12 protein-coding genes and 1 pseudogene are annotated in these 13,071 nt (G+C 70.4%); 5 read left to right on the top strand and 8 right to left on the bottom strand.

Features of this window, described 5'->3' with window-relative positions; translation table 11 throughout:
* Positions 1–85: 85 nt before the first annotated feature.
* The 4 genes from ACFZDK_RS26285 (at position 86) to ACFZDK_RS26270 (ending at position 3,164) form a co-directional block, all read left to right on the top strand.
* On the top strand, positions 86–685 hold the full coding sequence (locus ACFZDK_RS26285) for a flavin reductase family protein (RefSeq protein ID WP_365792832.1): 600 nt from the start codon (positions 86–88) through the stop codon (positions 683–685).
* A gap of 84 nt (positions 686–769) precedes the next feature.
* Positions 770–1,984 (top strand): acyl-CoA dehydrogenase family protein, encoded by a 1,215-nt coding sequence (locus ACFZDK_RS26280; protein WP_365792830.1) that lies wholly within the window; start codon positions 770–772, stop codon positions 1,982–1,984.
* Between the two features lie 398 nt (positions 1,985–2,382).
* A complete protein-coding gene (locus ACFZDK_RS26275) occupies positions 2,383–2,961 on the top strand; it encodes an NAD(P)H-dependent oxidoreductase (protein WP_365792828.1) in 579 nt (192 codons plus the stop codon).
* Between the two features lie 80 nt (positions 2,962–3,041).
* Positions 3,042–3,164: a hypothetical protein gene (locus ACFZDK_RS26270; RefSeq protein WP_390976523.1), complete on the top strand. Its 123-nt coding sequence runs from the start codon at positions 3,042–3,044 to the stop codon at positions 3,162–3,164.
* A gap of 181 nt (positions 3,165–3,345) precedes the next feature.
* Here ACFZDK_RS26270 and ACFZDK_RS26265 read toward each other — a convergent pair whose 3' ends face one another.
* The 3 genes and pseudogenes from ACFZDK_RS26265 to ACFZDK_RS26255 all read right to left on the bottom strand — a co-directional run bounded on the left by ACFZDK_RS26265 (position 3,346) and on the right by ACFZDK_RS26255 (position 7,217).
* Positions 3,346–3,969 (bottom strand): MEKHLA domain-containing protein, encoded by a 624-nt coding sequence (locus tag ACFZDK_RS26265; RefSeq protein WP_390976133.1) that lies wholly within the window; start codon positions 3,967–3,969, stop codon positions 3,346–3,348.
* 214 nt (positions 3,970–4,183) lie between these two features.
* Positions 4,184–4,476 (bottom strand): annotated as a pseudogene (locus ACFZDK_RS26260) (transposase); the annotation flags it as partial.
* A 329-nt stretch (positions 4,477–4,805) separates the two neighbouring features.
* On the bottom strand, positions 4,806–7,217 hold the full coding sequence (locus tag ACFZDK_RS26255; RefSeq protein WP_390976131.1) for a SpoIIE family protein phosphatase: 2,412 nt from the start codon (positions 7,215–7,217) through the stop codon (positions 4,806–4,808).
* Positions 7,218–7,796: 579 nt separating this feature from the next.
* Here ACFZDK_RS26255 and ACFZDK_RS26250 point away from each other — a divergent pair.
* The gene (locus tag ACFZDK_RS26250; RefSeq protein ID WP_365792810.1) at positions 7,797–7,997 is read left to right on the top strand and encodes a hypothetical protein; all 201 of its coding nucleotides are present in this window, start codon (positions 7,797–7,799) and stop codon (positions 7,995–7,997) included.
* Positions 7,998–8,079: 82 nt separating this feature from the next.
* Here the strand turns inward: ACFZDK_RS26250 and ACFZDK_RS26245 are convergent, their stop codons facing one another.
* The 5 genes from ACFZDK_RS26245 to ACFZDK_RS26225 form a co-directional block, all read right to left on the bottom strand.
* The gene (locus tag ACFZDK_RS26245) at positions 8,080–8,859 is read right to left on the bottom strand and encodes an SDR family oxidoreductase (RefSeq protein WP_365792809.1); all 780 of its coding nucleotides are present in this window, start codon (positions 8,857–8,859) and stop codon (positions 8,080–8,082) included.
* Entirely contained in the window at positions 8,856–9,827 is a 972-nt protein-coding gene (locus ACFZDK_RS26240) for a fumarylacetoacetate hydrolase family protein (RefSeq protein WP_365792808.1), read from the bottom strand. The genes ACFZDK_RS26245 and ACFZDK_RS26240 overlap by 4 nt, the downstream gene beginning before the upstream one ends.
* Before the next feature lie 105 nt (positions 9,828–9,932).
* Positions 9,933–10,871, bottom strand: coding sequence for a VOC family protein (locus ACFZDK_RS26235; protein ID WP_365792807.1), 939 nt, complete (start codon positions 10,869–10,871; stop codon positions 9,933–9,935).
* A 24-nt stretch (positions 10,872–10,895) separates the two neighbouring features.
* Positions 10,896–11,894 (bottom strand): amidohydrolase family protein, encoded by a 999-nt coding sequence (locus ACFZDK_RS26230; RefSeq protein ID WP_365792805.1) that lies wholly within the window; start codon positions 11,892–11,894, stop codon positions 10,896–10,898.
* Positions 11,891–13,048 carry an FAD-dependent monooxygenase gene (locus ACFZDK_RS26225; protein WP_390976128.1) on the bottom strand — a complete coding sequence of 386 codons (1,158 nt, stop codon included), beginning with the start codon at positions 13,046–13,048 and terminating at the stop codon, positions 11,891–11,893. The genes ACFZDK_RS26230 and ACFZDK_RS26225 overlap by 4 nt, the downstream gene beginning before the upstream one ends.
* Between the last annotated feature and the right edge of the window lie 23 nt (positions 13,049–13,071).

Here is a 13,071-nt window from a genome sequence, read left to right as displayed (position 1 = left end):
TTGGTGAGATCGGGCAAGAGGTCAGGCCGACGTATCGGGTTCCATGAACACATCGTTTCGTCGATGTTGACTGGAGACGCCGCCGATGTCTGAAATCACTGCTCGCGATCACCTACGGAAACACGTTGCGTTGATAGATGATGCCTCTCTGGAGCCGGGGTTGTCGGCCGATGGTTTCCGCGAGGCGTTCCGCAATCATGCGGGCGGGGTCGCGGTCGTGACCGCCGATGCCGGCCGGGGCCCGGTCGCACTGACCGCGACGTCGGTGATATCGGTGAGCGCGACGCCACCTCTCCTCGTGTTCTCGGTGTCGGCCTTCTCCTCGGCGACGCCGACGATCCTGGAGTCGTCGTCCGTGGTCGTGCACCTGCTGGGGGCCGGTCAGGTCGACCTCGCGCGCCTTTGTGCGACAAGCGGGGCGGATCGCTTCGCGGACACCACTGCCTGGACCCGGCTGACGACCGGCGAGCCGTACTTCGTCGCCGCCCCGGTAGGCATCCGCGGCAGCATCGTGGCGACGTTCGCAGCGGGAGCTTCGACGCTCGTCGTCGTCAACGCCACCGACGCTCACTACGCGCCGACGGACTTCGCCGCCCCGAGCGACGCCTCACGTCCGCTGATCTACCACAACCGGACTTGGCATCAGTTGAGTGAGCTGTCCGAGTTGGTGTCGGGCGCGCAGTAGCGCGATCGCATTCCGATTTGGCGACCGGCCCCTCGGCCGGAGCCGAATTCAGGCAGATCTCTGCCCAGAAAAGGAGCACGCATCATGACGATTCACGCAGTCAGTGCCACGGAAGCGGCAGCCGACGCAGCAGGTACACGTGAGAAATTGGTGCACACCGCACACGAGTTGATCCCCCTCCTCCGGGAAAACGCGGAACGCACAGAGCGTGATCGCCGCCTCACGGACGAGGTGACCGAAGCGGTGCGATCCGCCGGTCTCTTCCAGGCATGCACGCCGCGCGCGTCCGGCGGATCCGGCGGCGGTGTCCGCACCATGGTCGAAGTCACCGCCGAACTCGCCCGTGGCGACGGCTCCACGGGATGGGTCGCGTTCATCGCGAACGCCACTGCCTTCGGCTTGGGACTGTTCCCCGACGACGTGCGGGCCGCGGTATACACGGATCCCCACAACGTGGCGATCAGCCAGTTCACACCGATCGCAGCGGCGACCGAGGTGGACGGTGGGTATCGGCTCACCGGCAAGTGGCCGTTCGCGTCAGGCAGCCACCAGGCACAGTGGACGCTGACCGCCTTCAAGGTGCTGGACGACGCCGGAGAGGTGCGGGAGGTCCGCTACGCCCTCATGTCCACGGCCGATCTCACGATCGAGGACACCTGGTACATCGCGGGGATGGCCGGAACCGGGAGCAACACCTACATCGCGAACGACCTGTTCGTGCCGAGCGGGTTCACCCTCGATCTGGACACCTTCATGGGCAGGAAGTTCCCGTCATGGCTCCCGGAGGAGCCCGGCTACCGAGCTCCGCTCGCCACCGTCGCCTGTCTGGCCATCGTAGGGCCGATCATGGGAATGGCCGAAGCTGCCTGGGATCTGGTGCTGGACACGATGAAGGCCGGCCGGCCGATCTCGGCCGCGTACAGCGACATCCGTGAGGCACCCGGCTACCGCTTCGCTCTGGCGGACGCGCGAACGGCGATCGACACCGGACGCTTCCACCTGCTTCGGGCCGCCGACGGTATCGACAGCGCGGCCCACGAGGGCCGGATCCTCGAGGTCGGTGAGCGAGCGAAACTGCGCGGTGACGCCGCTGCCGCGACTCGCAGCTTCCGCAATGCCGTCGATCTGCTCCTCGACATCGGGGGCACCCGAAGCTTCGCGCTGTCGAACCCGCTTCAGCGGGTGTGGCGAGACATCGAAGTCGCCAGCCGCCACGGTCTGAACAACGTTCTCATGAACCGGGAGGAGTACGCCCTCAGCCTGCTCGGAATGGATCAGGCATTCCCCGATCACCTCTGAGCCGCCGCACCTCTCGTCTCCTTCGACACGCCGCGTCCGAGGCGCGGCGCTCCGCCAGGGATGCGCGGAGCACCGCGACCTCCTTCGAAAACAGCAACACCTGAGGATTGCCTCCACGGTGGAGACGCTCGGTGCGCGACGGCTGCTACTCACCACGACGCCCTTGCCGTCGCGCCGGCGGACGCGATCCCCGGCGCGCGCCCCTGCGGTGCGGTTGCCCGCGCCCGGCATCACACTGACGTCTACGCCGGCTGACCACGGCTGCACCATGGCGGGCACCGACCGCTCTAGCGCGGCAACCGCCGAACGTCACTGGACCGCGCCACAGGACCTGTTCGGTCGAGCCCTCCGAGACCCCACACCCGCACACCCCGTATCGAAGGAGCAGAGAACTTCCCATGGCCAAGTTGGAGATCATCATCGCTAGCACGCGGCCGGGCCGGATCGGCCCCACCATCGGCGAGTGGTTCGAGACCCACGCCAAGGAACACACCGGATTCGACGAGATCGAGCTGGTCGACCTGGCCGAGGTGAACCTGCCGTTCATGAACGAACCGCACCACCCCCGCCTGGGCCAGTACACCCACCAGCACACCCGTGACTGGAGCGCCAAGGTCGCGGAGGCGGACGCCTTCGTGTTCGTGATGCCGGAGTACAACTTCGGCTACAACGCCGAGCTGAAGAACGCCATCGACTACCTGCACCGCGAGTGGCAGTACAAGCCGGTCGGCCTCGTCAGCTACGGCGGCGTCTCCGCGGGGACCCGGGCTGCGCAGATGATCAAGCAGGTGGTGACCACCCTGAAGATGACGCCGGTCCTCGAGTCGGTGTCGATTCCCTTCGCGCACCAGCTCCTCTCCGAGGAAGAGGGACTGGTGCCGAACGAGGTCATGACCGGCTCCGCGACGGCGATGCTCGACGAACTCGTCCGCGTAGCCGAGGCCCTGCGCCCGCTGCGCACACCCGCGATGGCGTAACCCCGAAGGCGGGCGCAGCACGGGCGGGGGATCCCTCGGTTTCGTCAACCCGTGGGCAGACGGGCGCTGGTACGGCCTTGGTGCCGGCCGGGGTGAAGCGGCTGCCCGCACTGGCGCGGCGGCGGGTGAAGGACAAGCCGCTGCTGCCGCGCGAGATCGACGACGAGCTGGTGCCGCCCGTGTGGCGCAGGGCGGTGTGGTAGCACCCGGTGCATACTCAGGACGCGGCCCCCATCCGGTTGCGGCAGAAGACAGCGGAGGTGGGCGCGACGCTGACAGGCCACGACCTGACGGTGCTGCCGGTCGGGGCGTAGTGGGGGAGTGCGGCGAGGAAGTCGCCCTCGGCCGCGGCCGCGCGTCGACCCATCGATGCGTCGGACCGAATCAGCTGCCTGCCCGCTCCTGTGGTGCGTCCGTCCACGACCGGAATACCGCAGCCTGACCGTGGTGTGATCCGTCGGCGTCGACGAGGTTCCACATCGTGACGTCCTCTATCCAGAATCTCCGGCCGGACTTGGAGATCCTCAGGCCTCGGTAGCCGGACGCGAACCCGTGTTCTGTCACCGATCGCACGAACCCCTCCCGGGCGCTCTGTCCCTCCGGAGCCGCGGACAGCCGGGACGGAAGCCGCGTGAACTCCTCCCAGGTGTATTCGAAGCACCTCTGGGCGGTCGTGTTCGCGTATGTGAAGATCGGATCCGCGCTCGTGTCGTGTGCCAGGAGTCCGAACGGTGCGTCCTCGTAGAGCCAGCGGACCATCTCACCGACGTGCGAAAGCTCTGACGGACACAGCGGGGTGCTGGTCAACCGCTGGTGACTGGACAGGAGGAGCTGCGCGAAGGCGACGTCGTGGTTCTGCGACACCAGGGATGTGCCGACGGCGGTGTCGGTCCGACTGCGTGCAGCCGTGGGCTTCATTCCAGCCCATGGGCTTTCCTCGGGTATGGCCGACGACGCCCGCACGTCTCGCATTCCGTCAGCGGTGGCGTCGTCGGAGACCGTGGTCATCGATGCAGGCCTCTCGTTCGTCCCTCGGGGAGGGGGCGAGCGGATCACAGGGGAACGTGCCGCAACTCAGTGCCAGGCGAGGCTCGGTGTGCACACAGAGCCGAGACATTCGCACATACGTGCCGCGCGACCAACCGGAGACAAGGTACTCCCTCGTAGGATCACCGCCGCGACCGGGAGGGGCTGCCCGTTGAGGGGCAGCCCCTCCCGGTCGCGGATGCAGCCGTTCCTCGCGCACGATCAGCCGCATCCGGTCTGGCCACCCCTTCAGGCAGTCCCCGGTGAGTTCGGCGATCCGGGCGCCGTCGCGGACTTGGCCGCCGGGCTCGACGGCCGGCGTCCGGGCCGATGCCGGGATCTGCTGCACGGCCTGGTGGATGGCGTGGGTGGTGGTCATTCCGAACGAGTACGACAGCCACCGGCCGTGCGCGGAGGGCCAGTTGATGAACTCGTGCGTGCCGCCCGGGAATCGGCACGGACCTGTGAGCGGCGCCCGCGCCGGTACCTCAGCGTCCCGTCAGGAGGGACCTGGGTCCAGGACTCAGGCCAGGACGCGTCGCAGCCGGTCTCGAGGCGGGCGGCCATGGCCTTCCGGGAGATCGCCGCGTCCTGGGCCAGCCAGTAGTAACCGTGGAAGCCGCCGGGCCGGACGTCAACGCGGCGCGCGCGGACTGGCTCGACGAGCCGAGCCGAGGGGACGGCCCATCCGGCCCACCGGTCTGCTTCGGGGTCACCCGGACGGATCGCAGTGCCTCGCAGGTCTGACGTCGCACCCGGCCGGAGGGGTTGTCCACCGAACCGGAGCAACTTCGTCCCTTCGGACCGCCGGCGGCGTCTTACGCCAGGGATGCCAACGACTGCTCCGCCCAGATGATCTTGCCGGTGGGCGTCTGGCGGCTGCCCCAGCACTCGGAGACCTGGGCGACCAGCAGCAGCCCACGGCCGCCCTCGTCCAGGACGCGAGCTCGGCGCAGATGCGGCGCGGTGCTGCTGCCGTCGGACACCTCGCAGATCAGCGTCGTGTTGCGGATCAGCCGCAGCTCGATCGGCGGGCCGCCGTAGCGGATGGCGTTGGTCACCAGTTCGCTGACGATCAGTTCGGTGCTGAACGTCAGTTCCGGCATCCCCCACGCGGTGATCTGCTCCCCTGCGAACCTGCGGGCCTGGGCCACGGCCGCGGGGTCGCGCGGCAGCTGCCAGGTGGCGACCTTGTCCGTGCCGAGCACCAAGGTACGGGCCAACAGCAGGACGATGTCGTCGGCAGGACGGCCGGTCAGCACGGTGCGCAGCACCTGCTCGCAGGCCTCCTCCAGGGACTCGGCCGGGCGGCTCAGCGCCCGGCGCAGCCGGTCGAGACCGGCCTCGATGTCCCGGTCGGCGGCCTCGACCAGGCCGTCGGTGTAGAGGGCGAGCAGGCTGCCCTCCGCCAGTTCCACCTCGATGGCCTCGAACGGCAGCCCGCCGAGGCCGAGCGGCGGCCCGGCGGGCAGCTCCAGGAAGCGTACGGTGCCGTCGGGGCGGACCAGGGCGGGCGGCGGATGCCCGGCTCGCGCCAGTGAGCACCGCCGGGACACCGGGTCGTACACCGCGTACATGCAGGTGGCGCCCAGCTCGGCGGCCGCCTCGCGGGGGTTCCCGCGCGTTTCGGGGCCCTCCTCGCGGTCGAGCCTGATGACGAGGTCGTCCAGCTGGGTCAGCAACTCGTCGGGGGACAGGTCGACGTCCGCCAGGGTCCGTACGGCGGTACGCAGCCGGCCCATGGTGGCCGACGCGTGGATGCCGTGGCCCACCACGTCGCCCACGACCAGGGCGACCCGCGCGCCGGACAGCGGAATCGCGTCGAACCAGTCGCCGCCCACGTCCGCCCCGGAACCGGCCGGGAGGTAACGGTAGGCGACCTCCACTGCCGCGAGGCCCGGCGGGCGCTCGGGCAGCAGGCTGCGCTGGAGCGCCAGCGCGGTCCGGCGCTCCCGGGTGAACCGGCGGGCGTTGTCCACGCTCACCGCCGCCCTGGCGACGATCTCCTCCGCGAGCATCAGGTCGTCCTCGCCGAACGGCTCTGTCGTCCGATGCCGCAGGAAGTGCACCAGACCCAGCGTGACGCCGCGGGCACGCAACGGTACCAGCATCACCGAGTGGACCATGTACCGGTCGACCGTCCCGGCGCGGGCCGTGGAGGACTCGATCCACTTCCGCAGCCCCCGGTCGCCCTGCCCGTACAGGGCGCCCTCGCCGGTGACCAGCGCCGCCGTCGGCGGCGAACCCGCCGGATAGCGGCTCGCCTCCCCCGAGGCGACCACCGACTCCGGGCAGCCCTCCAGCACCGACGCCTGCGCGGTGCGGCGGACCTTGACCGGCTCGCCGGGCGGCACCCGTTCCGGTTCGTCACCCTGCGCGACGGACTCCAGCAGATCCACCACGACGAAGTCCGCGAACCCGGTCACGGCCACCTCGACCAGCTCCTCGGCCGTCCGCGTCACGTCCAGGGTGCTGCCGATCCGGAGGCTTGCGTCGTTCAGCACCGCCAGGCGCCGACGGGCCCAGTACTGCTCGGTGGTGTCGAACACGGCCGCCGACACCCCTTGTACGGTGCCGTCCGGGTCCTTCAGCGGCGAGATGAACATCGACCGGGAGTGTTCCCGGCTCTCGCCCGGGGCTTGACCGACTCCCTCGTAAAAGATCATCTCGCCGGTGCGCAGCACCTGCCGCTGTATGCGGTCGTACTCGTCGAACGGCCGGTGGGGCTCGATCTCCCACAGGGTCAGGCCGCGCATCTCCTCCTCGCTCCTGCCCATCGCCCGGGTCATCATCTCGTTGGCTGCCAGGAACCGGGCCTGCCGGTCGTAGATCGCTACCGGCACCGGGAGCTGCGCGAGCGCTCGGTCCCACAGGGCCGCCGCCCCGGGGTCCCCCGGACCGGCCGGGTACGTCTCGGCCGCACCGGTCACCAGCCAGAGCCGGCCCCGGGCGGCGTCCAGCAACGGCGCCCCCCGCAGCCGCACGAGGAGCTGGCCTCCGTCCCGGTGCCGCAGCGCCACCAGACCGGTCCAGGGCTGCCCGTCGGCCATGTGTCGCCGTACGGACGCGGGCAGGTCCGCGGCGAGCAGATCGGTGGCGCGCCGGCCGACCGCCTCGCCGGGTTCGTACCCGAGCAGCTGCCGGGCCCCTGCGGACCACACCAGAAACGTCCCGTCGGCGTCCACGACGACCGCCGAGTCGGCCGGCACGGTGACGTCCTTCCTGTCCATCGGCCGCCTTACACTCGTTCTCGCGGGGGTCACGCCCCCTCAAGCCTCCCTCTGCACGGCGCCGCGCTCAAACCGAGGCCGTCAGCCCGTGGTGACGGCGCCTGTGACGGTCGGCGAACACAAGGCGGGCGGCCTGGCTCGGCCCGCCGGTCCTTCGGCCGGCCCGCGTCCCGGTCCCAGTCCTCGCCAGGGCGGGTGAACACGATCCGGATGGAAGACATGCGGCCGTGGTCGGCGACGTTGGCGACCAGCTCGGCGATGACCAGGGCTGCGGCGCCGGTCAGCTCTCCGGGCCCCAGGCGGGTCCGGACGAGTGCCCGAGCGACGGCGGCGCTCGCCGGCTCGCGGGGCACCGACCCGAAGTGGGCGACGACCTCCCGCGCGAGGGCGCGCAGGCTCACGCCTTTCGTGAGGCGCCGGATGCGCGCGACCGGCGGCACGGCGGCGGGAGACGCAGCGGCTTCTCTCCAGGGCGGACACGTGCAGCACCACTGAACAACGGCGGGGGCGTTAGTTCGGAGCAGGCAATCCTCCTGCTCCTGCTGTTCTGCGCCGGGTTCTGGGCTGTCCGGCCCCCGGGTGGTGGACCGGCTCGGCCGTCTGGTGGGCCGCTCCGCCAGGCGGCCGGCGACCCTGCCGGCCGGGCGCAGGCTCAGCGACGACCCACCGGACGTCTGGCGCACCGTCAGCGGGCTGATGCCGGCCGGGTTCGCGGCCGGGTTCTTCTCCGTCAGCCTGCTCGGCAGCGACACCTCCCAGTACCGGGCCAGGGCGCCGTGAGCACGCCCCACGCCTCCGAGGCCCGCATCCTCCTGCACCGGGCGGACGTCACCGCGACCGTGACCGTCGGGGACGCCGACGACTACGAAATCCTCCTCGGCCGCGGCCCCGGCGTCGCGTCCGCGCGCAGCGCGTCGGAGATGGACTTGACGCCGCCGTGCGCGGTGAGCCCGCCGTCCACGGGGATCTCCGCTCCGGTGATGAAGGACGCGTCGTCGGAGAGGAGGAAGACCACGAGCGGGGTGACCTCGTCGACCGTGCCGGTGCGGCCGAGCGGTGTCTCGCGGAGGTTCGCCTCGCGGAAGGCGGGCGCGGCGGATGCGGTCATCTCGGTCTCGATGAAGCCGGGGTGGATCGTGTTCACGCGGATCCCGCGCGGGCCGAGCTCCGCCGCGGCGCTCTTCGACAGACCACGCAGGGCCCATTTGCTGGCCGTGTACGCGACCGGGTAGTGGCCGGTGAGCGCGGCGGTGGAGCCGACGTTGACGATGGCGGAGCCGGGCGGCATGAGCGGGGCGAGGTGCTGGATGGCAAGGAGCGGGCCGGTGACGTTGACGGCGTGGACGCGGGCGAAGTCCTCGGGGCGGACGTCGTCGATGCGGGCGCGCCACGTGATGCCCGCGTTGTTGACCAGGCCGTGGACCTGGCCGTACGACTCCCGCAGTGTCGCGGCGAGTTCGGCCCAGTCCTCCTCGCTGGTGACGTCGAGGCGGCGGCAGCCGGGTGCTTCGGTGACGTCGGTGGCGATCACTCGGGCACCTTCCCGCACCAGGGCCTCGGCCTCGGCGGCGCCCTGGCCGCGGGCCGCGCCGGTGACGACGACGACCTTACCGAGGAGCCTCTTGGGGTACGGGTCGTTCACGGCCGCTCCCGGGTGCGGCGGCGAGCGGTCGGCAACGGCACCGGATCGGCGCCCGCGACCACCGTGTTGGAGACGGAGCCGAGGCCCTCCACGGTGAGGGTGACGGTGTCGCCGGGCTTCAGCGGGGGCGGGGACTGCTCGCCTCGGACGCCCCACAGTTCCGCCAGGCAGCCCCCGTTGCCGCAGGTGCCCGAGCCGAGGACGTCACCAGGGACCACGACGGTGCCGCGCGAGGCGTAGGCGACCATCTCCTCGAAGGTCCAGCTCATGTTGGACAGCAGGTCCCTGCCGACCACCTCGCCATTGACCTCGGCGGTCAGCGCGAGGCGCAGGAACCCCTCGGCGTCGCGGTACGGCTCCAGTTCCTCGGCGGTGACGAGGTACGGGCCGAGGGTGGCGGCCGTGTCCTTGCCCTTGCAGGGGCCGAGGCGGACCTGCATCTCGCGGGACTGGAGATCGCGCGCGGACCAGTCGTTGAAGATCGTGTAGCCGATGATGTGGTCGCGGGCGTTCTCAGGGGTGAGGTCGCGCCCTTCCCGGCCGATGACGGCGGCGACCTCCAGCTCGAAGTCGAGGACGCCACTGCCCGGGGGAACGGGCACGTCGTCGTGGGGGCCGATGATCGCGTACGGGTTGGTGAAGTAGAAGGTCGGGGCGTCGTACCAGGCATCCGGTACCCCGTCGGCCCCGTCAACGGACCGCCGTACGCCCTCGACATGCTCCTCGAAGGTGACGAAGTCCCGCACGGTGGACGGCTGCAGCGGGGGCAGCAGCCGTGCCTCGGAGACATGAGGTCCCGGCGGGACGTCGAGGGCGCCGGCGCCGATGTCGAGCAGCGCGTCGAGTCCGTCGCCGGACCGGATCAGTTCCGCGAGTGAGCGCACCCCGGGGACCGGGTAAAGGGTCCCGTCCTCCGCGACGACCGCGACCCGGCGTCGGTGCTGGTGTTCATAGGTGGCGAAACGCATGTAAGGCTCCAGGCCCCGACGGGAGTGGGAAGAGGGGGGACCGGGGACGCGGGGTGGGAAGTCAGGGCAGTTGACAGGGCCACCGCGCCCCCGGAACTCGAGGAATCAGACCGGCGGGGCGACGAACACACCGCGGTCGACGTCGTTGAACGACTCCTTGGCGACCAGTTCATTCATCGGATTGGCGGTGCCCCACTGGTCCGAGACCTCGGGCTGGGAGAAGTCGTAGACGTGCGGGTGCCAGGTGTCCTCGTCGAGGACCTCCAACTCGGTCGTGTACTCGACGGTGTTGCCGTGCGGGTCGAGGAAGTAGGTGAAGGTGTTGTCGCCCGCCATGTGCCGGCCCGGCCCCCAGACCTTCTTGAACCCGGCCCGCATCACCCGGCCGGAGCCGCGCATGTACTCGTCGATGCCGCGCATCTCGAAGGAGACATGGTGCAGTGAGGTGTGCGGTCCCTGGGAGATGGCCATGGAGTGGTGCTGGTTGCTGATCCGCATGAAGTGCATGACCTCGCCCATGTGCGGCGAGCTGAGCGTGTCGGAGTGACGGAAGCCGAGGTGGGTCTCGTACCACTCCCGGGTCCTGTTCAGATCCGGCGAGTTGAGGACGACGTGCGACAGCTTGACCGGGATCGACTCCTTCTCCTCGATCCTGCGGTGCTGCCGCACCTCGACGTCGGCCGAGACCTCTATGGTCCGCCCGTCGACATCGAAGAAGCGGAAGCCGTAGCCGCCACCGGGGGTGTCCGCCTTCCCCGGCTGGGAGACCAACTGCACGCCTCCAGAAAGGAGTTGCTCCGCCAGGGTGTCGACATCGGCTGCGCTCGCGGCGCCGTAGGAAACCAGGTCGAGACGCTTCTCGTCGGCCTTGCGCAGCCGGATGACGTACTGCTCGGGGCTGCCCTCGGCGGCCAGGAAGGAGATGCCGGAGTCCTCGGCGACCTTGGTCAGGCCCCAGACACCGGCGTAGAAGTCGAGCTGCTTGTCGTAGTCGGGCACGGCCAGGTCGACGTGCCGCAGATGGGTGAGCAGACGTGCGCTCATGGTGGGTTCCCTCCTGTGTGGGGGTCAGGTGAGCCGCAGCAGGGCAACCGCGTTGCCGCCCTGTACGGCGTGGCGGTCGGCATCGGACAGCCGGGCCGCGCGCAGTGCGCCGACCGGATCCTCGGTGCCCATGTCGAAGGGGAAGTCAGAGCCGAGCAGCACCCGGTCGGCACCGGCGACCCGGATCAACTCCCGCAGCACGTAAGGGTCGTGGACCAAGGAGTCGAAGTACAGCCGCTTGAGGTAGCTGCTGGGCAGGTGGGCGCAGCCCACGCCCGCGTCGGAGCGGGAGGTCCAGGCGTGGTCGGAGCGGCCGATGTGGGTGGGCAGGTAGCCTCCGCCGTGTGCGGCGATCAGCTTCAGTCCCGGATGGCGGTCCAGGACACCGGAGAAGATGAGGTGGGAGAGCGCGACGGCGTTCTCCGTGGGCTGGCCGACGGTGTTGGAGAGGTACCACCGGTCCAGGCGCTCGTCGAGGGTGCAGCCGAACGGGTGCAGGAAGAGGATCGCGCCCGCCTCCTCGGCCCGAGCCCAGAAGGGCTCGTACGCCGGGTCCGAGAGCTCGCGGCCCGGTGCGTGCGAGGAGATCTCGACGCCCGACAGGCCCAGTCCGACGGCGTGTTCAAGGGCACGCACCGCCAGCTTCGGGTGCTGCAAGGGGGCGAGACCCAGGCCGTGCAACCGGCCGGGTGCCTGGGCGCAGTGCGCGGCCGTCGCCTGGTTGGCGAGCAGGTACAGCTTCTCGGCCGTCTCCTCGTCCGACCAGTAGTGATAGTGGGAGGGGGAAGGGCTGACCAACTGGACGTCCACGCCCTGCGCGTCCATCGCGGCGAGGCGCACGGCCACGTCGGTCAGCTTCGGGATGCGCTCGCGCACCATGGGGCCGTTGGCGGCGAGGGCGGCCGGGCCGTTGCGGCGGGCGTCCAGCGCCCGTGCCTCGGCGAGACCGGGCAGGCCGGCCACCAGGGCCTCGACCTCGGGGAGCAGGACGTGCGCGTGCACGTCGATCGTGGGCGTCGTCACGGCAGCTCCTTGAGGAAGTCCATCGTGCGGTTGATCAGCCCGGGCACGTCGGCGTCCCGGACGTCGTCCAGCTGCCATTGGCCGATCTGGAGGGACGCCTCGACGACGGTCCGCACCCGCTTGACGCGGCGCTCGTAGTAGGCCTGGAGAAGGTCGTCGTCCCACTCCCGATCGCCGGTCAGCAGTTCCGCCAGCACGGAGGCGTCCTCCAGGGACAGCGCCGCACCCTGCGCGAGGGTGGGCGGGCAGCAGTGGGCGGCGTCGCCGACCAGGACGACCCGGCCGCGATGCCAGGAGCCCTCGACCAACAGCCGCTGGAACCAGGTGTAGTTGACCTTCGCCGGGTCGGTGATGTGCTTGGTGATCTCGGGCCATGCGCCGCCGTACTGGTCGGCGAGTCGGCGCATCTCGTCCGCGTATGACTCCGGACGGACCGAGGCGCGGTCGCGGCCGCGCTCGACCACATAGGCGTAGATGGTGTTCTCGCTGGTGGGGGTGTAGCCCGCTATGAAGGCGGGCCCGCCGTAGGCCAGGTCGGACCGGGTGACGCCCTCGGGGCGCGGGGCGGGCATGCGCCAGATCGCCATGCCGGTGGGTTCGGGTCTCTCGGTGATGCCGATCGCGGCGCGGGTGGCCGAGTTGAGGCCGTCCGCGGCGATCACCAGGTCGTAGCGGCCGCTCGTGCCGTCGCTGAAGCGCACCGAGACTCCGTCGGCATCCTGTTCCAGGGTCTCGACGGTGGTGCCCAGACGCACGCCGGCGCCGGAGGCGCGGACCGCGTCGCTGAGGATCTGCTGGAGGCGGGGGCGTTGCATGCCGAGAGTGGCGGGCAGGTCCTCGCCGCCCGTCTTGATGACGTCGCCGACGAACAGGACCGTGCCGTCGGGGGCGGTCACTCCCAGCGACTCGAAGGTGTACCCGGACGCCTCCACCTGCTCCCAGACACCGATTTCGCGCAGCACCCGCAGGGCGTTGCCCTGGAGGGTGATGCCGGAGCCGGTACCGGCGTTCCAGTCGGGTCTCGCCTCGATCAGGTCGACGGCGAGGCCGGCATGGCGGAGCAGGACGGTCACGGCGTTGCCGGAGGCGCCGCCGCCGATGACGAGGACGGCGGGGGTACCCCCGGCCGAAGGCTGGGGGAGGGTCTGGGGCATAGGGAACTCCCTTGTTCCGACGG

Origin of the sequence: Streptomyces sp. NPDC007901, from assembly GCF_042959465.1 — a bacterium.
GTDB lineage: Bacteria > Actinomycetota > Actinomycetes > Streptomycetales > Streptomycetaceae > Streptomyces.
Note: the sequence above shows the minus strand (reverse complement) of the source record. Positions and strands in the feature narration are given on the sequence as shown.